Source organism: Lentibacillus songyuanensis (assembly GCF_039548255.1).
Lineage (GTDB): Bacteria > Bacillota > Bacilli > Bacillales > Amphibacillaceae > Lentibacillus_C > Lentibacillus_C songyuanensis.
Map to the genome: position 1 here is coordinate 381,329 of NZ_JBCLVH010000002.1, position 26,983 is coordinate 408,311.

The 26,983-nt window shown below is 40.1% G+C and carries 29 protein-coding genes; 3 read left to right on the plus strand and 26 right to left on the minus strand.

The annotated features are described in order from the left end of the window. Positions 1 to 10: 10 nt before the first annotated feature. Positions 11 to 820: an NAD kinase gene (locus WMZ97_RS03930; RefSeq protein WP_343270753.1), complete on the minus strand. Its 810-nt coding sequence runs from the start codon at positions 818 to 820 to the stop codon at positions 11 to 13. Between the two features lie 60 nt (positions 821 to 880). Beyond that, positions 881 to 1,489 (minus strand): GTP pyrophosphokinase, encoded by a 609-nt coding sequence (locus WMZ97_RS03935; protein ID WP_343270754.1) that lies wholly within the window; start codon positions 1,487 to 1,489, stop codon positions 881 to 883. Between the two features lie 177 nt (positions 1,490 to 1,666). Between WMZ97_RS03935 and WMZ97_RS03940 the strand changes: the two genes are divergently transcribed. The 3 genes from WMZ97_RS03940 (at position 1,667) to WMZ97_RS03950 (ending at position 4,044) form a co-directional block, all read left to right on the plus strand. Next, positions 1,667 to 2,251 carry a CYTH domain-containing protein gene (locus WMZ97_RS03940; RefSeq protein WP_343270755.1) on the plus strand — a complete coding sequence of 195 codons (585 nt, stop codon included), beginning with the start codon at positions 1,667 to 1,669 and terminating at the stop codon, positions 2,249 to 2,251. Between the two features lie 89 nt (positions 2,252 to 2,340). Continuing rightward, positions 2,341 to 2,721 (plus strand): globin domain-containing protein, encoded by a 381-nt coding sequence (locus WMZ97_RS03945; protein ID WP_343270756.1) that lies wholly within the window; start codon positions 2,341 to 2,343, stop codon positions 2,719 to 2,721. Positions 2,722 to 3,147: 426 nt separating this feature from the next. Further along, a complete protein-coding gene (locus WMZ97_RS03950; RefSeq protein ID WP_343270757.1) occupies positions 3,148 to 4,044 on the plus strand; it encodes a ClpXP adapter SpxH family protein in 897 nt (298 codons plus the stop codon). Positions 4,045 to 4,091: 47 nt separating this feature from the next. On the opposite strand, the gene WMZ97_RS03955 is transcribed toward WMZ97_RS03950, so the two are convergent. From WMZ97_RS03955 to WMZ97_RS04070, 24 genes are all read right to left on the minus strand, one after another. Further along, on the minus strand, positions 4,092 to 5,555 hold the full coding sequence (locus WMZ97_RS03955) for a nicotinate phosphoribosyltransferase (protein WP_343270758.1): 1,464 nt from the start codon (positions 5,553 to 5,555) through the stop codon (positions 4,092 to 4,094). Between the two features lie 592 nt (positions 5,556 to 6,147). Then, the gene (locus WMZ97_RS03960; protein ID WP_343270759.1) at positions 6,148 to 7,599 is read right to left on the minus strand and encodes a DHA2 family efflux MFS transporter permease subunit; all 1,452 of its coding nucleotides are present in this window, start codon (positions 7,597 to 7,599) and stop codon (positions 6,148 to 6,150) included. A gap of 740 nt (positions 7,600 to 8,339) precedes the next feature. Then, positions 8,340 to 10,178 (minus strand): oligoendopeptidase F, encoded by a 1,839-nt coding sequence (pepF, locus tag WMZ97_RS03965; RefSeq protein ID WP_343270760.1) that lies wholly within the window; start codon positions 10,176 to 10,178, stop codon positions 8,340 to 8,342. A gap of 129 nt (positions 10,179 to 10,307) precedes the next feature. Further along, positions 10,308 to 11,498, minus strand: coding sequence for a competence protein CoiA (locus WMZ97_RS03970; RefSeq protein WP_343270761.1), 1,191 nt, complete (start codon positions 11,496 to 11,498; stop codon positions 10,308 to 10,310). A 557-nt stretch (positions 11,499 to 12,055) separates the two neighbouring features. After that, a complete protein-coding gene (gene mecA, locus WMZ97_RS03975) occupies positions 12,056 to 12,745 on the minus strand; it encodes an adaptor protein MecA (protein ID WP_343270762.1) in 690 nt (229 codons plus the stop codon). Positions 12,746 to 13,161: 416 nt separating this feature from the next. Further along, the gene (gene spxA, locus WMZ97_RS03980; RefSeq protein ID WP_343270763.1) at positions 13,162 to 13,557 is read right to left on the minus strand and encodes a transcriptional regulator SpxA; all 396 of its coding nucleotides are present in this window, start codon (positions 13,555 to 13,557) and stop codon (positions 13,162 to 13,164) included. A gap of 266 nt (positions 13,558 to 13,823) precedes the next feature. Further along, complete coding sequence (locus tag WMZ97_RS03985; protein WP_343270764.1) at positions 13,824 to 14,402, minus strand: GNAT family N-acetyltransferase; 579 nt, start codon at positions 14,400 to 14,402, stop codon at positions 13,824 to 13,826. 406 nt (positions 14,403 to 14,808) lie between these two features. Beyond that, positions 14,809 to 16,011: a putative glycoside hydrolase gene (locus tag WMZ97_RS03990; protein WP_343270765.1), complete on the minus strand. Its 1,203-nt coding sequence runs from the start codon at positions 16,009 to 16,011 to the stop codon at positions 14,809 to 14,811. 338 nt (positions 16,012 to 16,349) lie between these two features. Then, complete coding sequence (locus WMZ97_RS03995) at positions 16,350 to 17,435, minus strand: sensor histidine kinase (RefSeq protein ID WP_343270798.1); 1,086 nt, start codon at positions 17,433 to 17,435, stop codon at positions 16,350 to 16,352. After that, positions 17,428 to 18,111 (minus strand): response regulator transcription factor, encoded by a 684-nt coding sequence (locus WMZ97_RS04000; RefSeq protein ID WP_343270766.1) that lies wholly within the window; start codon positions 18,109 to 18,111, stop codon positions 17,428 to 17,430. The genes WMZ97_RS03995 and WMZ97_RS04000 overlap by 8 nt, the downstream gene beginning before the upstream one ends. 37 nt (positions 18,112 to 18,148) lie before the next feature. Continuing rightward, positions 18,149 to 18,796: a redoxin domain-containing protein gene (locus WMZ97_RS04005; RefSeq protein WP_343270767.1), complete on the minus strand. Its 648-nt coding sequence runs from the start codon at positions 18,794 to 18,796 to the stop codon at positions 18,149 to 18,151. Positions 18,797 to 18,818: 22 nt separating this feature from the next. Then, complete coding sequence (locus tag WMZ97_RS04010) at positions 18,819 to 19,406, minus strand: TlpA family protein disulfide reductase (RefSeq protein WP_343270768.1); 588 nt, start codon at positions 19,404 to 19,406, stop codon at positions 18,819 to 18,821. Positions 19,407 to 19,424: 18 nt separating this feature from the next. After that, positions 19,425 to 20,183: a cytochrome c biogenesis CcdA family protein gene (locus WMZ97_RS04015; protein WP_343270769.1), complete on the minus strand. Its 759-nt coding sequence runs from the start codon at positions 20,181 to 20,183 to the stop codon at positions 19,425 to 19,427. A 1-nt stretch (position 20,184) separates the two neighbouring features. Further along, entirely contained in the window at positions 20,185 to 20,829 is a 645-nt protein-coding gene (locus WMZ97_RS04020; RefSeq protein ID WP_343270770.1) for a hypothetical protein, read from the minus strand. 146 nt (positions 20,830 to 20,975) lie between these two features. Continuing rightward, complete coding sequence (locus tag WMZ97_RS04025; protein WP_343270771.1) at positions 20,976 to 21,275, minus strand: rhodanese-like domain-containing protein; 300 nt, start codon at positions 21,273 to 21,275, stop codon at positions 20,976 to 20,978. A gap of 30 nt (positions 21,276 to 21,305) precedes the next feature. After that, positions 21,306 to 21,689 carry a DUF302 domain-containing protein gene (locus WMZ97_RS04030; protein WP_343270772.1) on the minus strand — a complete coding sequence of 128 codons (384 nt, stop codon included), beginning with the start codon at positions 21,687 to 21,689 and terminating at the stop codon, positions 21,306 to 21,308. A gap of 21 nt (positions 21,690 to 21,710) precedes the next feature. Beyond that, entirely contained in the window at positions 21,711 to 22,280 is a 570-nt protein-coding gene (locus WMZ97_RS04035) for a class I SAM-dependent methyltransferase (RefSeq protein WP_343270773.1), read from the minus strand. A 192-nt stretch (positions 22,281 to 22,472) separates the two neighbouring features. Then, the gene (locus WMZ97_RS04040; protein WP_343270774.1) at positions 22,473 to 22,856 is read right to left on the minus strand and encodes a rhodanese-like domain-containing protein; all 384 of its coding nucleotides are present in this window, start codon (positions 22,854 to 22,856) and stop codon (positions 22,473 to 22,475) included. Positions 22,857 to 22,866: 10 nt separating this feature from the next. Next, the gene (locus WMZ97_RS04045; protein WP_343270775.1) at positions 22,867 to 23,646 is read right to left on the minus strand and encodes a sulfite exporter TauE/SafE family protein; all 780 of its coding nucleotides are present in this window, start codon (positions 23,644 to 23,646) and stop codon (positions 22,867 to 22,869) included. 48 nt (positions 23,647 to 23,694) lie between these two features. Further along, a complete protein-coding gene (locus tag WMZ97_RS04050) occupies positions 23,695 to 23,922 on the minus strand; it encodes a sulfurtransferase TusA family protein (protein WP_343270776.1) in 228 nt (75 codons plus the stop codon). Between the two features lie 89 nt (positions 23,923 to 24,011). Next, the gene (locus WMZ97_RS04055; RefSeq protein ID WP_343270777.1) at positions 24,012 to 25,142 is read right to left on the minus strand and encodes an MBL fold metallo-hydrolase; all 1,131 of its coding nucleotides are present in this window, start codon (positions 25,140 to 25,142) and stop codon (positions 24,012 to 24,014) included. 15 nt (positions 25,143 to 25,157) lie between these two features. Further along, on the minus strand, positions 25,158 to 25,556 hold the full coding sequence (locus WMZ97_RS04060; protein WP_343270778.1) for a DsrE/DsrF/DrsH-like family protein: 399 nt from the start codon (positions 25,554 to 25,556) through the stop codon (positions 25,158 to 25,160). 27 nt (positions 25,557 to 25,583) lie between these two features. Next, positions 25,584 to 26,153, minus strand: coding sequence for a sulfurtransferase TusA family protein (locus WMZ97_RS04065; RefSeq protein ID WP_343270779.1), 570 nt, complete (start codon positions 26,151 to 26,153; stop codon positions 25,584 to 25,586). Between the two features lie 212 nt (positions 26,154 to 26,365). Continuing rightward, positions 26,366 to 26,626: a metal-sensitive transcriptional regulator gene (locus tag WMZ97_RS04070; RefSeq protein WP_343270780.1), complete on the minus strand. Its 261-nt coding sequence runs from the start codon at positions 26,624 to 26,626 to the stop codon at positions 26,366 to 26,368. Positions 26,627 to 26,983 lie beyond the last annotated feature (357 nt).

The following is a 26,983-nucleotide window of genomic DNA, read 5'->3' on the forward strand; positions in this document are numbered from 1 at the left end:
CTGTCACCTACTAGTCCTTCTTGTCTTCGTCTTTAACAAACGATTCGCGAACCCGATGCCAAAAAGGAAACGGCCGGAATCTGGCAAACCGTACCTTTTCTTTAGCCACACGGCATTGGATTGATTTTACGTTGGTATACGTCTCTGTTATATGATCAACCGTTATCAAAAAACTCCGGTCCACGATCGGCTTGAGCAAACAGGTGTGATGTTTGGGTAAAATTAACGGAGAACCAATGGTCCGGAATACACGATTGTTAATTGAAGCCATCTCAGTCAGCTGAATCGACTCAAGTGCCGGATGAATAATTGCACCACCTAATGCTTTGTTATAAGCGGTACTCCCCGACGGCGTGGAAATGCACAAACCATCCCCACGAAATGTTTCAAAATGCTCTCCCTTAATTTCCACATCACATACAACCGAGCCATCTGATGTTTTAATCGTTGCCTCATTTAATGCAAGGTGCCGTTCTTCCGTACCACCGCTTTTAGACCGAATAATCACTTCAAGTAATGGATACTCAACTACTTGAAACGGCGTCTTCGCGATTTCAATAATTAACTTCTCTACTTCACTTGGGACCCAATCCGCATAAAAGCCTAAATGCCCAGTATGAATCCCGATAAATGCTGTTCGGTCTGTCCTATGTACATAACGATGAAATGCTTCCAGCAATGTTCCGTCTCCACCAATCGAAATGGCCAGTTCTGGTTCTTCTTTATCATATATTAAATCAAAATCAGTCAAATATTGCTTCATGGTTGCCTTCATACGATTTGATCGTTCATCACCTTTTGATACAATGGTAAATTTCATGATGCGCTCCCCCCTTTTTTCTATAACATACGCCTATGTATAACGTGTCTACTGCTTCATCTATTTACGATGAAAAGCAGCCTGTGCTTCCTGAACTTCATTTTTGATTTTGGACATTTCCTCATCCAGTTTAAATGCAGCTTCAGCCGCCCGTTTTAGTCTTGCTTTCACGTCAGACGGGATCCTTCCTGCATATTTATAATTCAAGGAATGTTCATTAGTGGCCCAAAAATTCATGGCCAGTGTACGAATTTGGATTTCTGCAAGGACAATCTTTTCCCCATGGATCGTTTCGACCGGATACTGAATCGTCATATGGAAGGAACGATATCCGCTCTCTTTCTTATTAGAAATATAATCTTTTTCCTCGATGATCGTCAAATCATTCCGTGATCGGATCATATTAACAATGGTGTAAATATCATCAACAAATTGGCAGACGACACGAACACCTGCAATATCCTGCATTTCACCCGGAACGTTCTCTAACCTGATTTGTTTTCGTTTTGCTTTCTCCAATATGCTTGGGATTGGCTTTACTCTACCTGTGATAAATTCAATTGGTGAATGTCTTTTTTCATGTTCAAACTGTGCTCTCATTCCCTTTAATTTTACCTTTAGTTCCTCGACAACCTGTGAATAAGGTGCAAGTATAATTTCCCAATTCATTGTACGCACCACCCGAAGTCTTCTCCATTTCTTGATTTAACCAATACAATGTTTTTGAGCCAAACCTGCTCACTTTTCTTATTTTAACATATTACGATCCAATAGCTAACTTTTGCATATTTGTTTGTGATTAGCGATAATCAATATAATCCATAGATCATGAACTGGAGGGTTATAATGTCCCAGGAAATTGAGATTGAATTTAAAAATTTAATATCCGAGGCGGAATTTTATCAACTGTTAGCCCGATATCCTTTTCCCGAACAAGCCATCACCCAAACGAATTATTACTTTGAGACAGGTGATTTTGCCTTAAAGGAAAGGGGCTGTGCATTACGAATCCGCGAGAAAAAGGATCAGTTTGTTCTGACCCTAAAAGAACCACATCCAAATGGTTTGCTGGAAACACATGATACGTTGACCAGACAAGAAGCACATGCTATTATGAACGGGACTTATTTTAATAAATCGCATGTCTTTCAGCGATTGAATGCCATGCATATCTCTGTCCCTTCGTTAGTATACTATGGTAAATTAACTACTAACAGACGAGAAACAGAATTTGAAGATGTATTACTCGTTCTTGATCACAGTCTGTACAATAACACATCCGACTATGAACTAGAAATTGAGGCACCTACTGAACAAATTGGATTGCATGTATTCCATCAAATATTGGAACAACAAGAGATTATAAGGCGGGATACCCCAAATAAAATTGAACGTTTCTTCAGCACGCTTTCGAATTGTCGAGACAACTGAGGAAAGCGCTTTCAAACAGATTAATTGCTCTTGGACGAGATCCGTTGCTACAATATGTATACTATAGATAAAAAGAAAGTGAGCAGACAATGAAACAGGTTGGAACAATTTACGAAGCAATTGGGGGATTTGATACAATTGATCGATTAGTATCAGCCTTCTACAAACGTGTTGGAAAGCATCCAAAACTAATACCGATTTTCCCTGATGACTTAACCGAAACAGCCAGGAAACAACGGTTATTCCTTACTCAGTTTTTCGGAGGGCCCAGACTCTATTCTGAAGAGCGTGGTAACCCAATGATGCGCAGGCGGCATTTGCCATTTGAAATCACCCCTACCCGCAAAGATGCCTGGCTGGAATGCATGAGTGAGGCATTAGACGAAGCAGCGATTGCCGAACCCTACCGAACTGCCATTTTTGAGAAATTAACCATGACGGCACACCATATGATGAATACACCGGAATGAACAAAGGCTAAAAGCATCCGGTTAAAGGAAGGCCGGCTAACGTCGGCATGAACCTTATTCTGCAGACCCGCGTATATGCCGCGCCCTAGCATTTCGTATGGTTCGGTGTTACTGCGCAAAGCAGCGGTCTTAACCTACGTAGGAGATATGTTACATGCCCTCTTCATAAGAATAGACCTCAGTTGAACACAAAGTCTGTTCTGAGTCGGCCTACCTTATCCAGGGGAATCGATGATTATTCATCGTAGGAACGGGTGTTATCACTAGCTGCTGGGTGCTAAAACCGGGCAGAAGGCTACAGGAAGTAAGCCAATTCCGTATTACGACAAAACGTCGCGGTTTTAACCGAACTTCCTCTTTGCAGGTGTAAATAGAATAGAGCCTCCGTTTTTATACCTTCTTATGTTTATAGAAAGGAGAATCGATGTGCGTTGGGAACATGCTGAGCTTCCAAGCTCAAACAAGACTAACACATCGGCTAATTACAGATTTACTGACAGCATACAAAAGCCTGTTGAAATATTTGTTTTTATTGATCCATTATGTCCTGAGTGCTGGTCACTTGAACCGAATCTAAAAAAGTTGACCATTGAATATGGTTCATATTTAACCATTACATCCATTGTCAGCGGCCATTTAAACCATTTAAACAAGGATAGCTTCGATACCCCGAAGCGGCTAAAAGAAATATGGGAAAAAACAGCGTGTCGTACCGGTATGAGTTGTGATGGGGATTTATGGATAGAAAACCCAGTATCCACGCCCTGGATTGCCTCGTTAGCAATTAAAGCCGCTGAGCTGCAGGGAAAGAAAGCAGGAAGAGTATTTTTACGTAAAGTACAAGAGAACTTATTTTTAATGAAACAGGATATTTCCGACGAAAACGTGTTAATGGATTGTGCCAGAGATGCCAATCTTGATCTGGATGAATTCAAAAATGATCTGTATTCTTCTTCTGCTAAAAAAGCATTTCAAGGGGATATGAAATTAACACAGGAGATGGAAGTTGATTATATCCCAACTATTGTATTTTTCAACCAGGTTATCGAGCAGCATGGCATCAAGATTTCCGGTCTTTATCCATATGAAATCTACGTCAAAGTATTGAGACAGATGCTGCAGTCAGATCCTGTACCTGCCGATAAACCAGAATTAGAAGACTTCTTAGCAAAATTTAAGGTAGTTGGCAATAAAGAAGTTGCTGTCGTCTATGATTGGTCAGTTGCAAAAGCAGATAAAGAGTTGAAGAAATTACAATTAAAGCAAAAAGTACAAAAAATCCCTGCCAAGCATGGAACGTTTTGGCGGTATATAAAAAAATAACCCTTCTACCAAGGGTTATTTTTTATTTGTTATACAGTTGAAACTGTTCAAAAGATCCCATCGATTTCTTTTACTTTTTCCCGAACCTGACGGATATTATCCATCTTGTTGTCCCAGGTTTTTTGACTTAAGTCCACTGCATAGTCTTCCGGATTATGGGTTCGTTTATGCTCGTCCCAAAACAACTTCAATTGTTCTTTTGCATAAGTCTGTATTTCCTGCAAACTTGGGTTATCATAAATTAACCGCCCATCCTTAAAGATATCATGATGCAGGTTAACTGCATGAAAATCAGTTACGATCTTGCTGACGTACGTATGAACGGGATGGAACATGTTTAGACTTTCTTCCTCATTCGGATTTTCCTCCTCTAGTGTAATATAATCTCCTTCTGCATGGTCACTCGTCGTATTAATAATTCGATAAAGCTTTTTCTCACCGGGGGTCGTAACCTTTTCCGGATTTCCGGATATTTTAATCGTATCATCCATTTTCCCTTTATCATTTTCAATTGCGACCAATTTATAGACAGCACCTAACGCAGGCTGATCATAAGCTGTAATTAGTTTTGTCCCGACACCCCATACATCGATTTTTGCCCCTTGGGCTTGTAAGCTCATTATAGTCGATTCATCCAAATTATTGGAGGCATAAATTTTGGCATCGAAAAAGCCGGCTTCATCCAGCATTTTTCTGGCACCTTTTGATAAGTAGGACATATCACCACTGTCCAAGCGAATGCCTAAAAAGTTAATCCGATCACCAAATTCCTTGGCCACCTTGATGGCGTTTGGCACACCGGATCGTAACGTATCATACGTATCAACCAGAAACACACAGTCCCGATGACGCTCGGCATATTTTTTAAATGCCTGATAGTCATCCCTGTATGCTTGTACCATGGAATGAGCATGTGTACCAGCAACAGGGATTCCAAATATTTTCCCCGCTCTGACATTACTTGTTGCATCGAACCCACCAATAAAAGCTGCACGGGTTCCCCAAATTGCAGCATCCAGTTCCTGTGCCCTTCTTGTACCAAATTCCATCATAGACTGATCCTGAACGATCTGTTTCATACGTGATGCCTTTGTTGCAATTAATGTTTGATAGTTCACAATGTTAAGCAAAGCTGTTTCGATTAACTGCGCTTCTGCAAGGTTTGCTTCCACTCTCAGGATGGGTTCATTTCCAAACACAATTTCACCTTCACGAAGCGATTTTATGGTTCCATTAAAACGCATCCTTCGTAAATAATCAATAAAATCTTCCCTGTATCCTAATTCCCGCAAATAAGCTAAATCTGATTCATAGAATTGAAATCCTTTTATATAGTCAATAATTCGTTCCAGTCCGGCAAATATACCATACCCATTGTCAAATGGCAGTTTACGAAAATACAGTTCAAATACTGCCCTTCGATTATGCATATTGTCTCCCCAATAGGTTTCTGCCATGTTAATTTGGTATAAATCCGTATGAAGTGCTAACCCATCATCCTCGTATGTCATTGTTAAACCTCCTGCTAAACGCGAAAAAACGTTAAGTTTATGTATGCTTGTTTCAATATTCTCCTATGGCCAATCATCTACTTTGTACACATTTTTTGATTTAAATATTACCAATAATCATACCGCCCACGATGACAAAAAACAAGTAATTTTTATCCCATCATTTTACAGGTAAGGCTGATAACGCACATTAAGTTAAATTCACATCCGAAATAACTAGTCTTAATCCTTCAGATCATCATTATTAAATTATTTCGAATTTAAATAAATGGCTTTTTGTCTGTTGTCATCGGAGCTAAAACATGTTAAATTATACTTTGCTGAACCAGTCGTTCACATATTTTTGGTTTAGGGGGTATGTTTGAAATGAAAGGTAAAGGTAACGTGGCAAAAAGGGAAACCAGAGATATCTTGTGGTTTGTACCCCTCATTCTCTTTATTGGAGTCATTATCGCCATGAACATTCATTATTAACTGATATTGGATCACGCATTAATGAAATCAAAGGGACAGTAATCCTTTCATGAAGGAGTTGCTGTCCCTTTTATTGTTGCCCTGGAGGATGCTAATGAGTCTAGTGGCACAATTAAAGTTAACTTTCTGTTACAGGCTTTCTCTTACTAGCACCGGACTGTATCTCATTAGCAGAAGGCTTCTTTTTTTTAATAAAAAAAGCCATAATAAGTGCGATGACCGCAAAGATCCCCGCTACAATAAATGAGACATTTACACCATGGACAAGTCCATTCACTCCTTCTTCAGGAATGGCGGTGTTAGCCATTACGGTGACCAAAAGAGCTGTTCCGATTGCCCCTGATACTTGACGCATTGTATTATTCATCGCTGTACCATGCGGGATTAAATTCACTGGCAGCTGGTTCAACCCTGCAGTGGTAACCGGCATCATAACCATAGATATACCAAACATCCGGATACCATTTACCGTAGCAATGTAGACAAAAGTCGTCTCGCTCGATAAATCGGCAAACATAAATGTTGTAACAGTTAAAATGGTCAGACCTGTCACAGCAAGCCATTTGGCTCCGAACTTATCAAATAATCGTCCTGTGATCGGGTTCATAACCCCCATCAAGATGGCACCTGGTAACAACGCTAGCCCAGATTCAAAAGCAGTAAAACCAAGCATCGTCTGCATGAGCAATGGTAATACAACTGCGGCACCAATCATGGCCATAAAGGTAACCATACCAAGTGCTGTCGTTAAGGTGAAAGTAGCGTATTTAAACACACGAAATTCAAGGATGGGTTGTGCCAATTTCAACTGTCTTAGGATAAAGAACGCAAGCGCAATGGCACCAACGATCATGGAAATTAACACATGCATGCTGGACCAACCTTCACTTCCCGCAGTACTGAACCCATATAGCAGACCACCAAATCCTAGCGTGGATAATGTAATGGATAAAACATCGACCTTGGGTTTTTTTTGTTCAGTGACATTTTTAAGTACAAAATAAGCAAGAATAATATCAAGAATAACAATCGGCAGCACAATATAAAATAGACTTCTCCATGGGAATTGCTCCACCATCCACCCCGATAAGGTCGGGCCGATTGCCGGGGCAAAAGCAATAACCAAGCCAAACATTCCCATCGCCGTTCCGCGTTTTTCAATCGGGAAAATCAAAAATAGGATCGTTTGCATCAGCGGCATAATAATTCCTGCACCGGCAGCTTGAGCGACCCGCCCTGCCATAAGAAATGAAAAATTAGGTGCAATTGCACAAATGATTGTACCGAGCCCAAAGATCCCCATCGCAAACAAGAATAGCTTTCTCGTCGTAAATCGTTCTATCAAAAACGCAGTAATCGGAATCATAATGCCGTTTACCAGCATAAAAATGGATTGCAGCCATTGCACCACCGTCTCTTGTAACTGCAAATCCTGCATTATTTTAGGCAATGCTGTTGCCAGTAATGTTTGATTTAAAATAGCGACAAATGCCCCAGAAATTAATACAAGCATGATTGGGGCTTTCTGAATATTTTGAGGGGATGGTGCTGCTGCTTGATCATTAACCATGTTTCTCCTTCTTTCTCCTTTTATATTTATTTACCTTATGTTTTCCACAACAAACCTTTTTATCCCACTGTTAACGGGTTCTATGACAATCATTCCAAATGTAGCACATGAAATTTCCAGTTTCCGCTTCCTACAAAAAAAGTAACATGCTATATCCTAACACAGGAAAAAAGAAATTAATCTGGAATAATGATTCATCTAAAAAGAAAATGAAGGATATGCGGGGCAGCGCATATCCTTCATTTTCATCACTTTGTATCTTACAAAGGGGGATGGGAGAAAGTTCATGTTCAAACAAAGGGGTTTTGTTTGTTACTGATCTTACATTTATATAATAGCAACTGTCCAAGCTCTTTTCAAGAAGTTTGTGCATTGATTCACAAAAATGTCACAGATTCATTCATAAACCTTTCCTTAGATAACATACAATGAACCAATACTACTTTTGAGGTGATGACAATTAGAGAAATGACACCTTATTTCTTTTTAGTTCTAACGATTGTCGCCTTTTTTCTTAATATGTTAGGATTTATGCGATTAATTCCTATTTATATCTCCCTACCTACCCTGTTCGTATCCCTTTATTTAACGATTTTTTCTTTTACACATAAACATGTTTTTCGTGGTATGCGACGTTAGGGGAATAGACTCTTTGCATATGTGTAACCCGCACCACTAATGTGATGCAGGTTACACTGTAACAGTTTATTAGAATAATCCTGTGCAGGCTACCTTATTCTTTATTCCATATGATCAAGCAACTTTTCCATCTCTGTCAGTTTCTCCTCAAAAACTGCTAATGCATCTAAAATCGGCTGTTTGGAGGTCATGTCCACACCAGCATGCTTCAATACTTCAATTGGGTAATCACTGCTTCCTGCTTTTAGGAATTTATTGATATAACGATCCACTGCGCCATCTTCACCGGATAAAATTTGATTAGCTAGCGCGGTCGCTGCTGAATACCCTGTAGCATATTGGTAGACATAATAATCCATATAGAAATGGGGGATTCGAGCCCATTCCATCCCGATTTCTTTATCAGAGACGACATTTTCCCCAAAATATTTCTTGTTTAATTCATAATATATTTCGGTTAACTTATCTGCCGTTAGAGCCTCACCATTTTGCATACGGACATGAATATCGTGCTCAAATTCTGCAAACATAGTTTGACGAAAGACTGTACCGCGAAAACCTTCCAAAAAGTGATTTAACAAGAAAAGCTTTTGTTGTTCATCCTCCAAGGATTTCAGCATATATTCATTCAACAATTGCTCGTTACACGTTGATGCCACCTCCGCAACAAAAATGGAATAATTACCATAGCGAAAAGGCTGCGATTTTCTTGTATAATAACTATGAACCGAGTGACCTAATTCATGGGCCAGTGTAAAAAGGTCGTTGACACTATCCTGCCAATTCAATAAAATGTACGGGTGTGTGCCATATGCACCTGAGGAGTAAGCACCACTGCGTTTCCCTTTGTTTTCTTCTACATCAATCCAGCGGCTTTCGTAGCCTTCTTTCAATATATTTAAATATTCTTCCCCGAGTGGAGCCAAACCTTCCAGTACATAGGCTTGAGCTTTTTCATACGGAATCTCCATATCCACATCTTGAATCAGCGGTGTATACATATCATACATGTGTAATTCATCAAGCCCAAGGACCTTTTTCCTTAATGCTGCATAACGGTGTAATAACGGCAGTTTTTCATTTACAGCCTCAATCAAATTCTCATACACCTGTTCCCCAATATTATTACTGTCCAGTGCCTCTTGTCTCGCCGAATCATAATGACGGACCTTTGCACTAAAGTTATTCGTTTTAACGGTCCCGGTTAAGGTAGAAGCAAATGTGTGGATAAACTTGCCGTATGTCTCATACATCTTTTTAAACGCTTCTTCTCGAACACGACGATCCTTGGATTCTAAAAATCCAACATATCGACCATGCGTTAAATCAACCTCTTCACCCTTCTCATTCGTAATCGACGGAAATGTTAAATCCGCATTATTCAGCATGCTAAACGTCTGCGTTGCATTGTCCATTGGCTCCGCCGCCTCCGCAAGCAAAGCCTCTTCCTTTTGACTTAACACATGTGGACGTTGACGCAAAATTTCGTCCAGCGTATGTTTATATACTTGCAAATCTTCTTTCTCTGTCAAAAATTGCTGTATCGTTGCTTCATCAATTGCCAGTATTTCCGGGACAATATAACTCATCGAACTGGATGCGATGGTTAGTACATTTTCCGCTTTTTGGTTAATTGCCTGGTAAAATGAATTGGTAGTATCCTCATCATAACGCATATGGGCATATGTAAATAACTTTCCTAGTCGCATCGACAAGGCATCCTGCGTTTTCAATACGGTAAACAAGGTTTGAGCAGACTCTGCCAGCTTACCTTGAAACTCCGTTATTTTTGGAATATCCTGTTTCAGTTGTTTTAATTCCTGTTCCCAATCGTCGTCCGTTGCAAAAATATCCTCCAGCTTCCATTTTCGCTCTTCCGGAATCTCATTGCGTTTCGGTAACGCTTTTGTTGCTTTTGCCACGTGTGTTTCCTCCTTCATTTTCCTTATTGAAGATGTTAAAAAAATCAGAGACTAATTGCAATTTCTCCTCACTTTTAAAGACACCACTTAACCAATTCAACATCATACAAGTGAATTCCTCTATTAGTATAACGAATATTGTCCGATTCATGCCTGTATTTTGGCTGTATTTTTTGCTGACAGAACGTCCAGCAGCATTTTATCCCCTTTCATTGCTTCTTCTACATTGGAGTAAAATTTCAGGTGTGACTGTTTTGTAAAATGACCTAGTGATTCTTGTTTTAAAAGATGAAATTGTGTTAGAAGAAGGAGGTACTGCTGTATGGGGTCGCTACCGGAATGTGTTAACGGAAGATCAGCGGAAGATATTATATGTTGCCTTAGTAAATGCATACAAGTTACGTGGGAAATGTGTCCACCAATTGGTAACGGTTCCAGCAGTTCTAGACAAATACGACTTTGCCAATTCCACAACGGAGAATACATGCGGTATTGCGCTGAAACCGGCAGATGAATGATGGAAGGCAAGTATTCGGCATGTGTCCGTTTCAGATACAGCCACTGCTGCCATGCCAGTTCTTTCCTAGATATTTGATTTCGTGGACGCATACGAAAATAGCTTTTTTCTCGCACCCACAGCGAATAAAGCTTCTGCTTCGACAGCCGGTCCTGAGAAAACAGATCCAGAAAATTCATGTTACGCAGTTTACAGAAATGAAGTTTTCCTAGGGCTTGCTGTGTTCCAGTTATATAAATATCATGAAATCGAATCAATGTTTGTGTGTCTGGTGAGAAGAAATAACAGGTTAACGGAGATTGCGGTGTAAATTGATGAAGGAACTGACATTGGAAATGATCCAGTTTGATATGATGCCTTGACAGGCGGCGAAAATGATTTGCACCAATAATCCAGATCGGCTGAATGCCAAGTCTTTGATAGCCAATATTTCGTTTGCGTATCTCCTTGGCAGAAATTCTGGCACATTGGTACTCCACGGCTATTTGTTTATGATCGATCGTAATAAGCAAATCCGGCCGCTGTTTGATTTCCGGCAGATAAGCTTCCAGTTGAACATCGAGCCGCAGTCGTTGTAACCATTCAAACAGCATGAGCTTTCCTTTCGCATGATAGGCCCCTTCCCCTCCTTCACTTGATGGACAGTTTTCTTTTTTAAGATGGGCAAAATGGGCAACCATCTTTGTACCTGCTTTGACAACTACTCGTTCCTGGCAGACCGGACAATAGAACTGCCTGCGTGTTTTTAATGCAGCAATTTCCGACGTTGTCAGGGTGGCAAGCGTGATTAGCTTCCCATCATTTGTTTTCGCTTGTAACATATTTCGACATTCACCCCCCCTCTATAACTCCATTCGACACAAAGTCATAAAATCCTGCAACATTTTAAAAAAATTGACGAATTTTTGCCTAGCAATAGAAATCCGGACAACATCTTTTTATAATGATTCGTAGTTGATGGAAACTGCGACGTAAAATGAGATGGCGATTAAATTGCCACTACGGAAAAACACTACGCTTTTTAGCGGGCGGCTGGAGTCTCTGTGTTTTTACTTCGCTGGTACGGTGTGTGCAATTTTTTATAAATAGCCTAACCAGTCCGGGATCGCTACGGGCGGTGACTCCAGCGGGAAAGCGAAGACGATGAGACCCCGCAGTGAGCGTTCTTTGCGATCGAGGAGACTCATCGCGAGCCCGTGGAAAGCATCCGCCCGTAGCGATCCCGGACGGCGGCAGCGGCACTCGTATTTAAAAATCAACGTCCTTTTTACGTCGCAGTTTAAGTAAATAGCGACAACTAAAGTTATTCCCTTTTCGCAAATAAAACCTGCAAAGAATAAGTCTTTGCAGGTTTTCTGTATGATTTGACCCCAACGAACTAGTGGGCAGGGAAGTATGATTTCACCTGATTGAATGTGTCATTTTTGAAAACTACTTTTCCGTATTCTTCCAGAAAATGAACGGTTACCTCGGAATCATTGCCGAATTCAAGAACCTGACTAATCAAATCCTCTTGTTCGTCATCATCCAACACATCTTGGTCAAATTCCATATATAAATAATAGGCATCATGATAGTGGTATAAGCTATTCTCCACCATCCCGACATCTGCAGCCTGGAAATAGTGGCTGAGCTGGATAACATCTTCAAAGTCACGAAAACGGACAATTAATGATAGGTTGCCATCATCTTCGGGTTCCTGTTTTGTTGCTTCCTTACCGCTTTTTCCAAACTTCTCATCCAGTATATTTTCAATTTTCTCGTCTGCTGATAAATCAATCGTTTTACCATTCTCGGCTGGAAGTTCGATACTGTCACCGCTTTTTGAGACCTGTGCCTTCGTAACGATAATTTCCAATCCTTTTTCAAGCGCTTGAACCTGAATCCACAGTGGACCATCCACATTAAAATCTTCCTTATAATTCACTTCATCCATCATTTGCCAAAATAATTGTTCACTGCGTTCGCGATTATACCAAATTTCCTCTCGTTCAAAGCCGCGATCCTCAATATCAATATATGAAATATAGAATTTAACCGTATTTTCATTAATACGCTCTATTTCCATTTCCTTCTCTCCCTTCTATAAGAAAAAACATCCAGAGCTCAAGGCGTCGAACTGGTTCGTTTTTCCATTACTTCCTTCGCATCGCTTACCTATGGATAATGCGGCAAATTATTAGGTGGAAGAGACACCTCACCCGACACTTTGTTACTGTCTTATTACCCTGTACAACACTACATGAACCATTCATCTATATCTATATTTTCATTGTATGACAGAGCCGTGCATTTTGAAAATTTAAATGCCTATAATTAGAATTAATTTATTATAATAACCGATTTCAACCCATTTGTCACTGGCATTTTTTTGAAACAGGAAAAAGCCGCTTCCCAATGAGCGACATTATTATCTCCGTCTATAATGAGAATAAAAGCGCAGATCAACAAACCTGGATCTGCGCTTTTATGATTGTCGATAATTCAATTTACCATACGTTGGGCTTCACGTAATTGAAAGGTACGAACTGTTCGTGGTAAAAATCGACGAATTTCATCTTCATTATACCCAACTTGGAGACGCTTTTCATCCAAAATAATTGGTCTCCTTAACAGTCCGGGATTTAATTGAATTAATTTAAACAAATCTTTCATAGGTAGTTGATCAATATTGACATCCAATTTCTGAAAAACTTTTGAACGTGTGGATATAATCTCATCCGTTCCATCCTCAGTCATACGCAATATTTCTTTGATCTCATCCAATGATAATGGCTCTGAGAAAATGTTTCGCTCCGTAAACGGTATGTCATGCTCCTCCAGCCATGATTTTGCTTTTCTGCAAGATGTACAACTTGGTGAGGTATAAAGTGTTACCATGAAACTTCACTCCTCATTTCTTAAAAATGTATGCATGCTATTTCATAAACATTGAATAACTTATCAGATTAAAATAAGTTTAATTAAACCTATATGTACAGTATACTACAATTGTCAAGCGAAAGGTAGGGGGTTTGTCAGAAAAATATGCTACAATTCAAATGTTCACGAAATGTTTATATTTATGTATAAGATACCCCAGATCATTTTCAATTAAACATTGTATTTGAAATTAGGTACCTGCCAAAACTAAAATACTGTCCCCACTAGTCAATTGAATCAAATATATTGTCGAATTCTCGCTCTTCATCATAAATTAATACTTCATCCACTGGCTGATATGCTTTTCCATATATCTCCTTATCCTTATACGTATGGATATCTTCATACATTCGCTTCATTTCTTTATATATCATATCTTCTGTTTCCCCCTCAGGAGAATAATATAAAATTTCCATTGGTGTGGTTTCATTTGTTGCCAGGGATCGACGATTATAACCAATTGATTGAGCATGGTTAAATCCTTCCCGCTGATAAAAACGGAGCCGCTTTTCGGTATCGGAATCCTCATAATCAACAGGTTCCACTTCCAAAATAATCGGTTTCTTCTGTTGTTTCAGCTTTTCAATCAACTTATGTCCAATTCCCTGCCCTCTTGATTTAGCAGAAACCCACAGATAATCGATGAAAATAAACGTGTCGAATTCGGCATACATTAATACATGGAACGGTCCTTCATCCTTATAATACACATCGGCCTTTTCCTGCAATAACAATTCCATATGTTCCTTCGATTTCATTTCCTCAATTGGAAAATATTTATTTAACTTCTCATACCAATTCATGAATCCACCCTTTCTTATATATCTATTATAACGAAGATTAGCCAATTTGTTAAATCCACTTACTACTAATGACCAAACAAACGAATAATTATGCAGGGGAAAATTCATGTCCTGCAATAGTATACCCATTAACGACTTTTTAAAACTACGTCTGCCGTCATGCTGCATTAACCAGTAAAATAACTTTTATCCCTCGCTTATCGGGCAATAACACTCCTACTTCAAGATGTTGAGATAAAATCAAAAAAGATAATTAAGCGTTAACTGTCATGTTTTTGGCCCGATTCTGTTAAGTCATGCAGGATGCAGGTCAAAAAGGAGCGAAAACGCAGACCTCCGACTTTAGCCTTTGCCCTCTTGATTCAGTAGGAGAAAGGAACCCGCCCGCCAAAAATCAAGTTGCCCTTTATGGCGTATAATCCACATTCTTTGTGTACGAATTACCCGCGTTCCAGACTAAAAATTCATTAATGCCATTTTCCTGCAAGGCCTTAATTTGTGCTTCCACCTCTCTTTTACCATAATGGGTTGGTTCGCCATCATAAAGCCAAGGTGCATCAAAATCTTGAATCCATGGTCTTGAAATTGGCGGATTAGCCAGCTTGCCCAATACCTCGTTTTCTACCTTCGCATATGATGTAACCAATTGATATGGATGCTTATCAGGTAAGTCAATGCCAAAATATGATGACCAGTGACTTGGATAAATCATTGACGATATGACATCAACATTGTCGGCAATATTTGTGAAGTTCTGCCCAATTCCCGGCGCCTCTTCAATGGTGGCTGAGTAACCAAAAATGTCGACTCCTACCTTCGCATCGTAGTTCGCTAATTCTTTTTTTGCGTATTTGACAAAATCGGTGACAGCCTTGACACGACGCTTTTCATTCTTCATATCAAGATTTTTATATTCCCCTTGACTATATTGAAGCTTCTTATCATAATGCTCGAATCCTTCCGGGAAACGTACATAATCAAATTGTATTTCTTGAAAGCCAAACGCTAAAGCCTGTTTGGCAAGGTCCACATTGTATTCCCATACCTCTTTCTTAAAGGGATTGACAAACGCTTCCCCTTTGCCATTCGTCCAAACATTCCCATTTTCCTTGAATGATAATTCCGGGTGCTCTTTTGCCAAAACGGAATCTTTAAACACCACAATCCTGGCGATGGGATAAATATCTTTTTCCTCCAGATACTTCAGCATTTTCTTGGGATCGTCAATGTAATTTTTAGCTGCTTTTTCATAGGGCGATCCTTTTTCCGGGGTAAACGTAATATTGCCATGGTCTTCTTTGATATCGATGACCATCGTATTTAAATCCGTAGTTTCAACCAACTTGACCAAGGATTTAAACCTGCTTCCACCAGCAGACGGTCCGGTTACATAAATACCTCTAACCGCATCGGGATAAGTAAAATCAAAGCCGGCATTATAAATAAATCGATTGATAAGTTTATTTGGATCAATCGGTTGGATACTGGTTGTATTGGTGACATGAGCATGAGCAGTTTGCATCTCTTCAGCACTGCTTGTATGTGGCAGCCCAAATCCAAACAAGAGCATTCCAATAAATGTGAGTTCTATGAGATGTCCTTTCCTCATTTAAATCATTCTCCTATTTTCAGCATATAATCATATCCAGTATAAGGAACAGTTACCGTAAATTGGAATGGATTTTCAGGATTTTAGTCAAGCTTTGGCAAGCTATGCACCCTAAATCGTCACCCCAATTTTCTGAGGACAAACCAAAATTTTATCTTAACAATAACTTTCAACAAATTTTCACATTTATACTTATATTATTGAATTTATGAGAAGGGAAATAACACCATGGGAGGGTTTTCCATGATGGTTTGTTAAATCGTGTTTACATATTAAAGTCCTGTAAAATCCAAACACACAAAACATCCAACCACTAAACGTAATGACATTTCACTTTATTAGCGGCAGGATAAAGGGAGGGTAAACCAAAATGTATGAACATGACTGGTTGATTGCATACCAATGGTACCGTTATGATGTTCCACAATTTCTTTAGCAATGGCAAGACCGAGTCCAGTACCACCTGTATCACGCGTGCGGGACGAATCCACACGATAAAAACGTTCAAAGATTCGTTCTTGGTCTGCATCGGGGATTATTTTACCGGGGCCTGTGACCGAAATCTTATATTCCGTTTGATACGGTTCTCCCTTCAACACCATCGGCTCGTTTCCCTCATAGTAACGAATCGAATTATCGATTAAGTTACTAATTACCTGAGAGATTGCTTCGTCATTAATCATTGCCATCCCGCTGACGGTTCGGACTTCCCACTTAATACCGGCTCGTTTCAAGGCCCATTGAAACATGTTCACTGTTTGCTCAAGTAGTAGAGCCAAATCGGTTGATGCTTTTTCTGAAAATGTTTGTTGTGCCCGGTAGTCCCATTCCTTCAGCTGATCAAGTTGTTCAACCATGTGTGTTAGCCTGGTTACTTCATCATAAAGAGATTGATACAGCTGTTGGTCGCCAGTAATCACACCATTTTTCAAGGCACTTAAATACCCATTTAAATTTGCCAGCGGCGTGCGAATCTCATGCGACAAATCAGATACAAGCTTCTGCCGGTGCTGTTGATTATGTTTCAACTGTTGAACAAGATCATTAAAATGGCCAACCAGTTCGCCAGTTTCATCCATATATTTTATCTGAATAGGATCAGGATACTGACCTTGCTTCATGCGCCTTGTCGATTCGATGAGCTGACGGATCGGACGGATCAATTCCTTGGTCAAATAGAAATGAATTAAACTGCCAATAAAAATCGCTGATATACTAAATATCCATAAATATTGAAAAAGAGTCGAATCAAATTGGCTTTGTTTATTAGGATTCATTGCCCCCATCCCATCAGCCAAAAAACAGGCAGTATTATAAATTGCCCAGCTGCTCAGCCCAATAAAAAAAGCGATAATAATAATATTTGTTAATGTTAACCGCCATAAAAACTTACTTGGCAGCCAGCGTTTTTTTAATTTATGCATGGACAAATTTATACCCCATTCCACGAACTGTCTGAATCCTTTTAGGAGAAGCCGGGTTATCCTCGATTTTTCGCCGGAGCTTCTTGATGTGGGCATCTATCGTTCGGTCTAATACCGTTTTATCGACATATGGATAGAGTTGTTGGATCAGATCTTCCCGGGTGATGACGGTGTTTGGATGTTCCATAAAATAATAGAGCAGATTAAATTCATGCTTGGTCAAATGAAGCGGCATATCAAACAACACCACTTCTCCTTTTCGCGGTTTGATACATAACCCATTGGAGACAAGTTTTTGACAATATTGTCCCGTCCTTCGCAAAACTGCTTCAACATGGGCAACCAGCTCATCCGGGTCAAATGGTTTCGTCAAGTAATCATCCGCACCAATCTTCAATCCATTAATTTTATCCGCTGTATTCGTTTTAGCTGATACCATAATGATCGATACTTCATTGCGTTCTTGATCCCGTACCCAGTTGCAAAGCATTTCACCGCTTATTTTTGGCAGCATTAAATCCAGTATTAACAAGCATGGATGGTGGGTTAAAAACATTTCTTTTGCACATTCCCCATCAGCAGCTTCTACCACGTCGAAACCTGCTTTTTCTAAATAAATTACAATAAGCTCCCGGATCATGCGATCATCTTCTACAACTAGTATGGTTTGTTTCACCTGATCACCTCTCCCATATTGTACGAAAAACCCGGCATTATTGCATCCTCTCCAAACCTTCTACCATCATGTCGTAGGTTAGCGCACCAAATGCCTTGTTCTGGATAATACCGTCGGAGTCAATCATGTACGATGTAGGGATTGGCTGGATACCATACACACTAGCTACTTTACTATGCTCATCTAACAGAACCGGATAGGTCATATCAAATTCGTCAGCAAAGTTTTTCACTTCATCAAGATTTGACTCGGTTTCGGTCAGATCAACTGATAAGACAACCACATCGTTATTCTTATAAAACTTCTCTAAATCAGGGATTTCAGCACGGCATGGAGGGCACCAAGTCGCCCAAAAGTTAAGCAAGACGCGCTGTCCACGATAATCGGACAGCCGTGATTTTTCACCGTTTAGTGTTTGCAATTCAAAATCCGGTGCAGCATCTCCTTGCTCCAAACCAACTTTCGCATTATCAGGGGTGATCGTATCGTCCGCTACTCTGTAATCCGATCCCTCATCATCTCCGTTGGTATGGTTATCATCCTCCGCCTTTGTATGATCTGATTCTTCTTCATGATTTATTTGCTCTTGCTCTGAATTAGTTGTATCATTCGACCGGCCCGCAAAATCGTACACAGCCCAGCCAAACATGCCAACTAATACAACAATAATGATCGCTTTTTTCATTCATACCCCTCTTTCATGAAAGTTACTTCATATTTTCTAACTCTTGAACCATTTGATCATAATTCATCGGTCCAAGTTGAATAAACTGGATCCGACCGTTAGAATCAATCATGTATGAGGTCGGATATGCTTGCACTTGATAGGTTGCTGAAACATCTCCATCAGAATCCTTTAACACGGGAAAAGACATTCCAAACTCATCTACAAAATCGGTAACCTTATTCTCATTTTCCTCGGACATCGTTAAGTTTGTCGCTAAAATCGTTACATCCTTGTTTTGATAAAGTTTCTCTAAATCAGGGATTTCTGCCCGGCATGGTGGACACCAGGTTGCCCAAAAATTCACCAGTACACGCTCTCCCTTAAAGTCAGATAAATGAACCGTCTTACCATCCAACGTTTCCAATTCAAAATCAGGGGCCATATCTCCTTTAGAAAGTCCGGTACGGTCGGATTCCTTTGCTTTATCCTCATCGGCGGGTGGCGAAGTAATCATTGCGCCACCGTTCGTATCGGCCATATCTTCTTTAGACGAGCTGGAATTCATAAATTCATAGGTAGCATAGCCGACCATGCCTACTATAATGATAATCAAAATTAACTTCTTCACAGATATTTCCCTCCGCTGTTATCCTAATCTTGATAACCAAGTGTCTTTCACTAGCTCCAGTAAAAACTCCGTAATACGAGGCATTTGGCCAAAGAACAAAACGAGACCCATAATAATCATAATTACTGCCCCAATTTTCATAATCACCTGGCTATGACGAACAATCCATCTTGTGGAGCCAAGGAAGAACGTTAAAATAATAAATGGCAGAACAAAACCAACAACGTACATGATGGTGTAAAACATTCCTTGGCCTGGATTGCTTGCTGCAAGTAAAAGTATTGAACCAAATATAGGTCCAATACATGGCGTCCATCCAGCCGCAAACCCCAGCCCGACAAAAAATGTACCGATATATCCAGCCGGTTTTTTCGAATAGTGAAACCGTCGTTCTTTCATTAGGGTAGTGATATTTAGCCACCCACCAATAAACAATCCCATCACAATAATGAAAATACCAGCAATCCGCTGAATAAACAAACCGGATTCACCAATCAGTAATTGCTGTATCCATTTCCCTAAGAACGATGCCCCCGCACCCAAGCTGATAAATACTACAGAAACCCCAAGTAAGAAGAAGATAGCATGACTTAGTAATTTCCCCCGGATTTTTGCATCATGCTTGCCTTGCAAATCTTTCACACTCACTCCAGTAATATACGATAAATATGCCGGGAAAATTGGTAGTACGCATGGTGACAAAAAAGATAATGCACCTGCACCAACCGCCAGCATCATGCCAACAATCAACATCGTATCTGTTTCAATTCCACCCATGTTATTCCCTCTCCTTCCGATTCCATAAAGTGATCACAACACTTATGATATAAAATAAACCAACAAACCATGGCGTCACAATATAACCAAAAACAGTTACATACGGTTGAAAAACATATAAAAGCAACACACCTGCTGTCCATCCTGTTAACAGAAGAAAGATTTGTGTCCTGACCAAAAGACGTTCAGGCATGCCGAGCCATGCTGCAGCCAGAATCATTAGTAGTATAAGCTGTCCAAATGCATATGTATGATGGTTCCACACAAGTTGAATGAACGAATACGTAAAGGATGCAATAAGAAAAACTGGTAAAAAGGCTCCAATCACACCTAAGATATCAATCTTGCGTTTACTGGACTTATATAACAGAAGAAACGCAATGCACAAAACTGCAAAGTAAAATGCGCTTGAATCACTTGGGTATGCTAATATTGCCAGTGGATCGGTAACGAAAATAGAAAAATGCAAAAGGACTTTTCCTATCCACATAAAAATTACAAAGTTAACCATTTGCGAAACCAATTCCCCAATATAATGACCTTTTTGATCCTTTGGCGCCTGACTAAATATATAAAATGTCACAATGCCAATTGCCAAACTGAAGACAACCACGCCAATGGTCATCAATTTACTAGCTATTGCCATACACATTCCTCCATTTCAACCTACCTTATACGTTACATCATGAATGTGAAAATTTGATGAAAGGTGGAAAATTGAACAAAAATGAAGACAGACTCCTATTACATGCTATCGTCTTAGCGTAATAGAAGACTGTCCCCATATAACCGTTACAGTTCCACTTCATCTTTCCAATCGAGCATGCCGCCAGCTACATTGGTAACGTCATAGCCTTTTGCCTGTAAAAATTGGCACGCCCTGCCACTTCGACCACCGGATCGGCAAACCAGATAATGATGTTTATCTTTATCAAGTTCCACAAGACGGTCAGGTAGTTCTCCTAACGGAATATGACGTGCGCCGGGTATTTTCCCCTGTGCAACCTCTTCATCTTCACGCACATCAATAATATCAATGTCTTCTTTCGCTTTTACTTTGTCTGCTAATTCATTTGTCGTCATTTCTTTCATTTCCATTTCCTCCGTTTTTAAAGATTGACATTATTTCGCAGCATCAATGCATGTAATCAATCGTTTTTCGATGCTTTTTGCCTGTTCGATAGCTGATTCGTCTTCCGTCAACTGCATCAATGCTATTGTCTTTGGCATTCCGATTTTTGTCGTGCCCTGATCATCATAGACAACTATTTTGCATGGTAGTAAGTACCCTACCAATTTGTTCTCCGTTAACAAATTATGCGCCTCGTTCGGATTGCATACCTCTAATATATGGTAGGATGGATCAAAATCAAACCCTTTTGACTTTAACGTATCCTGGATATCCAACTTCCAAAGCACACCAAATTTTTCTTGCTTTAAACTGTCTTCCAATGATTGAATAGCTTCCGGGATTGTTTTTGTTGTTTCCACTGTATAATGAAACATAATCATCCATCTCCTTCTCATTTATTTTGGGACTGCCAGTACCCCGTAATTTTCCGGATTAATGTCGATAAAAACAGCGGTAAAACCATTTTGCTCCAATATCTTTTTCATTTCAATGGATGAAATTCGATGATGAATCGGTGGGCCGGATTCTGTTTCAACCGCTTCCCAATCAAGTATAAGCATGTGCCCATCTGGTTCTAAAATCCGTTTTATTTCACTTAGGGTCTGGTTGACATCAGGTACCTCATGCATGACAAAAGCAATGATTATTTTATTTACGGCATTATCAGCCAGTTGAATATAATCCAGGTTACTCTCCACATACGCGATGTTATCCACACCTTCTTTTGTTGCGTTTTCTTGTAACATCGCGAGCATTTTTGGTTCGACATCAACTGCGTAAACCTTGCCCTTTGTACGTTTGGCAATAGGGATAGCAAAATAGCCATTCCCTGCACCAAGGTCGGCCACATTATCGTGTGTATTTATTTGTAAATGATTGATAATCTTTTCAGGCGGTAACATTTCTTTACGTTCATCCCTAAATAATGATGCTGCTTTCTTTGGATCAAATCGCTTATCACTCATACATGCCCCCCTTTCTTTCCATTATAAATTTCTGCGCCTCCATCGTCCAGCGCTGATCGGTTGCATTATCCTGGTTATTAAATCGCACCCCAAGGTCAGTGTTCCCCCCGATTGGTTAATGGGGGCTTTATTGGATCTATATTTTACCTTGTTTAGTTAAAGAACAACGCATTCCAGATCAATATTTCCTTCTTATACCCAGGCATTCATACCACCTTTTACATTTATCACATGATCAAACCCATGTTTTTTGAGAACTTTTGCTGCCTTCATACTTCTCATCCCACTTTGACAAATGACAACAACTTCTTTATTTGCATCAAGCTTGTTTGTTTGGCTGGCCAATTGTGATAATGGAATATTTTTAAATGGTTTACGATGATTTGATCGATATTCCTGTGGTGTCCGCACGTCAATGAACTGCACATTGGTATCTTTAAGTTTATTTTTTACATCCGCTACAGTCATTTGCGATACACCTTTTACTGGCATGAATTGCTTGATGGCAAATGCTAATATGCCAACAAGAATAATCCATTGTATGATTCCCAAATTAACACCTCCTAAACACCCCATGTATGTTGAATTAGATAATATCCCACCAAACTTTGATTGCCGTTCCTACAATTAAAACAGCTAATATCCACTGAAGGTACTTGGTGTTTATCCGCTTGCCTGCTTTTGCACCTAAAGGGGAGGCAAGTAAACTGGCCATAATCATCACGATTGCAGGCACGATTAATACTTGACCGGTCAGCATTTTACTTGATGCGGCACCAATCGATGAAATAAATGTAATCGCTAGCGAGGATGCAATCGTAACCCTTGTTGGTATTTTCAAGATCGTTAACATCACGGGCACTAACAGGAATGCTCCCCCGGCACCAACTATACCAGCACCAACCCCGACGATTAATGAAATGGCAGCAGCAAGCCAACGATTGAATTTACTGCTATCAAACGTTCCCTCGTTTTCTTTTTTGGGCAAGAACATCATAACAACCGCCAATAGAGCTAATATCCCGTAGACAATATTTATCCCTGATTCCAACATATATGATGAGACAAAGCCGCCTAGAAAACTGCCAATTAAAACACTGATACCCATATAAACAATAATGGTTTTATTCAAATAGCCGCCCTTACGATAAGCAAGCGCACCAGCCGCGGTTGCAAAAAACACTTGGACAGCAGTAATGCCCGAAGCTTCATAGGCGCTAAAGCCTGCAAACCCTAAGGCTGCGGGTATATACAATAGCATTGGATAGTTAATAATCGCACCGCCAATTCCAACCATCCCGGAGATAAAGGATCCAATAAACCCAATTAGAAAAATGGCAATGATAAACATGATACTATAGTCCATTTTATCTCATCTCCTTAGAGCAAAAGGGACCCAGCTTAGGGGTCTCCTTTATCCTTTTTTGATCCAAAACTTCAGCACACTGTCTTCCTCTATTTCTTTCAGTAACTCATGACCGCCAGATTTTGCCCATGCAGGCAGGTCACTTTTGGCACCTTTGTCTGTTGCATGAACCTCCAATATGTCGCCCGTGTTTAATTCGTCCATCACCTTTTTCGTTTTTACAATCGGCATTGGACATGATATTCCTGTTGCATCTAACATTTTATCAGCGTTCATATTAAGTCCCTATCCTTTCATTTTCTGATTTCAATGCGAATTACCGACAGGGGTATATATTACATCTTTCCCCCTTATATTTCATTCCCTTATCCTTCTACTGCACAACGATTTGGACCGGATTCCATTTCCCTTTGTTCCTCCAGCTCCGGATTCAGTCTACCCATGTTGATTTGACGAATATCTTCATATGCGTTTGGTTGTGGTGGCAGGTTTTCAGTAACCATTTTTCTGAAATCGTCCTCATTATCAATTCGCAATCCCTCATTCCGCTGATATAGATCGCCCAAGCGAGCCGATACCCGGCCACCCTTACCTAGTTCCTCAGCAAATGAATAATGGGCAGGCAATACGATTAAATCAGCTGACAGGTTTTTATATCGTGAATAAAGCGTATCACGAAGATCATCCACCCAATCTTCAGCTAACCCAGCCAAATCGGGGCGACCGATCGAACGAACAAATAGGATATCTCCTGTTAACAGATACGTATCGTCAACAATAAATGACGTACTGCCAATCGTATGCCCTGGGGAGTATATTGGATGGATCTGAATCGACGTATTGCCAACCATAATGTCCTTATCCTCTACCAATGGCCTATAATCAAATGTCACGTCAGCCGCATCTTTTGGCGGCAAGTAATACGTTCCGCCTGTCGCTTCAGCAAGCATACGGCCACCGGAAATGTGATCGGCATGTAAGTGGGTGTCCAGCACATGTTTGATGTTGACATCATGTTCGTTGGCGAAAGTTTCATATACATCCGTCATCCGGCTTGCATCGATAACTGCCGCTTCGCCATTTGATTCGATGAAATAAGATAAACATCCTTTGCCCAACCGCACAAATTGATAAAGACTTCCCCCATCATGTAAGTCTCCAATTTTCACTGGTTGCAGGTACTCACCCCAAGCTTTCATGCCGCCTTCAAGATTAAACACCTTGGTAAAGCCTGCGTCACGAAGCATATCCGCGATCATTTCAGAAGAACCGCCTTTTGCGCAGACAACAATCATTTCCTGATCTTTTCTCAGCTTATCAGCCACAGGATCAATTCCATCTAACAAATTAAAGTAGGGTTCGTTAAGGACTTCCATGTTTCTTCCTTCTATTTTCCAATTGTCAAACTCATCCGTATTTCGCACATCCAGAATGAACGTGTTTTCCTGATTGACTATTTTTTGGGCCAATTCCTTAGTCGAAATTGTTTTTACCACTTGTATCCTCCTCCATTAAAAAGACAATGAGATATTCGCATCCTTCGCGAATTCAATAAATGTTGCAGCCCCGCCTACTTCAATACCATCAACAAAGGCATCTTTATCAAGATTCATGACATCCATCGTCATTTGACAAGCAATTAATGTAACACCCATTTCTTGTGCGATCCCTACCAATTCCTCAATGGATGGAACCTTCGCCTTTTTGAAACCTTCTGCAAAATGCTCTTTTCCTTCAGGTAATGGAAGGTTTTTATGGGCTTCCTTATGAATTAAATTTAATCCCTCAAACGTAAAGAAAATCCCTACTTCCGCGTCAGACGCCGCTGCCGCTGTTGCGATATTAAACACCTTGTACGCGTCGAATAATTCACCATTTGCTGCAATAATTGCTACTTTTGTATTAGCCATGTAAAATTCCTCCCAATAAATTGTTAGTTAGTTCTCTGTTTCCATCGGGCCATTCCATTTGGCCATGCCCGGTACCACATTTTTCACGCCTGTAAATCCTTTTTTGGTTAATTCTTGTGCCGCCAAGTCACTGCGGTTACCAGTACGGCAAATAATATACAATTCTCTGGTGTTATCTATTTCTTTCATACGTTCATCCAATTCCCCAAGGGGTATGTTGATCGCACCTGGTATATGACTAAACGCAAATTCCGCCGGTTCACGAACGTCAATTATAGAAATCGATTCATTAGCCAAATTGTTTTGAAGTGTTGAAAGATCGATGTTGTTCTTGTGTTTGGATTCATTCACAGCTTCTGCCTCACTCGCTTTACGCAAATAATGTTTTAATACATCACCATCTGCAACTGTACCTAAATATTGATGTCCAGTATTACTCGCCCATGCCTTCATATCGGCGGTCGATCCTTTATCTGTTGCCAGAATTTCAATCACTTGGCCGGGTTGAAGCTTTGCGATCGCTTTTTTTGCCCGGACAATTGGCATTGGACATGCAAGCCCTTTTGCATCTAACGTTTCATTCGCTTTAATATGCATATTGTCACCTCCTCCTTCGCTACGAAATATATCCCCGCACGAATATAGCCCACAGCACGGTTTTATTTACTACCTTTTGGGTACCTGTTGACTACTCTATTCGCTTAATACATATACCCGTACAGGTATTAAATTTTCAATAAAAAATTGGGTTAATGTACTGCTCAACTAACCCAGTTTTTATCTTAAAGATGCCAAAACAAATTGTCAACCTACCTGCTTTTAACCAACAGATTAACCGCTTCTTTAATAATGTCTTCAGAGCTTTCGCCGGCTTGTTTTTCATCGCGAATGCATTGCTCGAGATTCTTACTGACAATTAATGCAGCCGTGCGATCAATTGCATTTCTTACCGCAGACATTTGCGTCACAACATCGCGGCAATCCTTTTCATCTTCCATCATTTTTAATAATCCGCGAACTTGTCCCTCAATTCGCTTCATCCGGTTTTTCATTTGGTCATCGTATCGCATGCAACACACTCCTTTCAATGCGAATTAACCTTTTTAATCCCCACTGTGCTTACCATATTATACCCCAATAGGTATTTTGTCAACAGCGAATTATTTCTGTATGTGTCAAGTTTTTCTCGACGCTGCTTTCATACCAGTATTTCAGGCACTATCATTTTGTACACTTTATTCAGGCTACCGCGCTGTCGCTTGCTGGCCCCGATTTTGAGGTAACGTTCTACAGCCCAAGAACGTAACCCCAAAATCAGGGTATCATTTATTTAAAGCTTTTAACTAAATGACCCATGGCTGTAGAATGGGCCGTATATAAGCCTATAGCGCCTTGTCTAGTTCCCACTGATGGACGAGTTGGGTTAC

Coding starts and splice junctions, on each gene's coding strand:
- WMZ97_RS03930 (WP_343270753.1), bottom strand. CDS start 820: ATGAAATTTACCATTGTATCAAAAGGTGATGAACGATCAAATCGTATG.
- WMZ97_RS03935 (WP_343270754.1), bottom strand. CDS start 1,489: ATGAATTGGGAAATTATACTTGCACCTTATTCACAGGTTGTCGAGGAA.
- WMZ97_RS03940 (WP_343270755.1), top strand. CDS start 1,667: ATGTCCCAGGAAATTGAGATTGAATTTAAAAATTTAATATCCGAGGCG.
- WMZ97_RS03945 (WP_343270756.1), top strand. CDS start 2,341: ATGAAACAGGTTGGAACAATTTACGAAGCAATTGGGGGATTTGATACA.
- WMZ97_RS03955 (WP_343270758.1), bottom strand. CDS start 5,555: ATGACATACGAGGATGATGGGTTAGCACTTCATACGGATTTATACCAA.
- WMZ97_RS03960 (WP_343270759.1), bottom strand. CDS start 7,599: ATGGTTAATGATCAAGCAGCAGCACCATCCCCTCAAAATATTCAGAAA.
- pepF (WP_343270760.1), bottom strand. CDS start 10,178: ATGAAGGAGGAAACACACGTGGCAAAAGCAACAAAAGCGTTACCGAAA.
- WMZ97_RS03970 (WP_343270761.1), bottom strand. CDS start 11,498: ATGTTACAAGCGAAAACAAATGATGGGAAGCTAATCACGCTTGCCACC.
- mecA (WP_343270762.1), bottom strand. CDS start 12,745: ATGGAAATAGAGCGTATTAATGAAAATACGGTTAAATTCTATATTTCA.
- spxA (WP_343270763.1), bottom strand. CDS start 13,557: ATGGTAACACTTTATACCTCACCAAGTTGTACATCTTGCAGAAAAGCA.
- WMZ97_RS03985 (WP_343270764.1), bottom strand. CDS start 14,402: ATGAATTGGTATGAGAAGTTAAATAAATATTTTCCAATTGAGGAAATG.
- WMZ97_RS03990 (WP_343270765.1), bottom strand. CDS start 16,011: ATGAGGAAAGGACATCTCATAGAACTCACATTTATTGGAATGCTCTTG.
- WMZ97_RS03995 (WP_343270798.1), bottom strand. CDS start 17,435: ATGCATAAATTAAAAAAACGCTGGCTGCCAAGTAAGTTTTTATGGCGG.
- WMZ97_RS04005 (WP_343270767.1), bottom strand. CDS start 18,796: ATGAAAAAAGCGATCATTATTGTTGTATTAGTTGGCATGTTTGGCTGG.
- WMZ97_RS04015 (WP_343270769.1), bottom strand. CDS start 20,183: ATGGGTGGAATTGAAACAGATACGATGTTGATTGTTGGCATGATGCTG.
- WMZ97_RS04020 (WP_343270770.1), bottom strand. CDS start 20,829: ATGGCAATAGCTAGTAAATTGATGACCATTGGCGTGGTTGTCTTCAGT.
- WMZ97_RS04025 (WP_343270771.1), bottom strand. CDS start 21,275: ATGAAAGAAATGACGACAAATGAATTAGCAGACAAAGTAAAAGCGAAA.
- WMZ97_RS04030 (WP_343270772.1), bottom strand. CDS start 21,689: ATGTTTCATTATACAGTGGAAACAACAAAAACAATCCCGGAAGCTATT.
- WMZ97_RS04035 (WP_343270773.1), bottom strand. CDS start 22,280: ATGAGTGATAAGCGATTTGATCCAAAGAAAGCAGCATCATTATTTAGG.
- WMZ97_RS04040 (WP_343270774.1), bottom strand. CDS start 22,856: ATGGGGTGTTTAGGAGGTGTTAATTTGGGAATCATACAATGGATTATT.
- WMZ97_RS04045 (WP_343270775.1), bottom strand. CDS start 23,646: ATGGACTATAGTATCATGTTTATCATTGCCATTTTTCTAATTGGGTTT.
- WMZ97_RS04050 (WP_343270776.1), bottom strand. CDS start 23,922: ATGAACGCTGATAAAATGTTAGATGCAACAGGAATATCATGTCCAATG.
- WMZ97_RS04060 (WP_343270778.1), bottom strand. CDS start 25,556: ATGGCTAATACAAAAGTAGCAATTATTGCAGCAAATGGTGAATTATTC.
- WMZ97_RS04065 (WP_343270779.1), bottom strand. CDS start 26,153: ATGCATATTAAAGCGAATGAAACGTTAGATGCAAAAGGGCTTGCATGT.
- WMZ97_RS04070 (WP_343270780.1), bottom strand. CDS start 26,626: ATGCGATACGATGACCAAATGAAAAACCGGATGAAGCGAATTGAGGGA.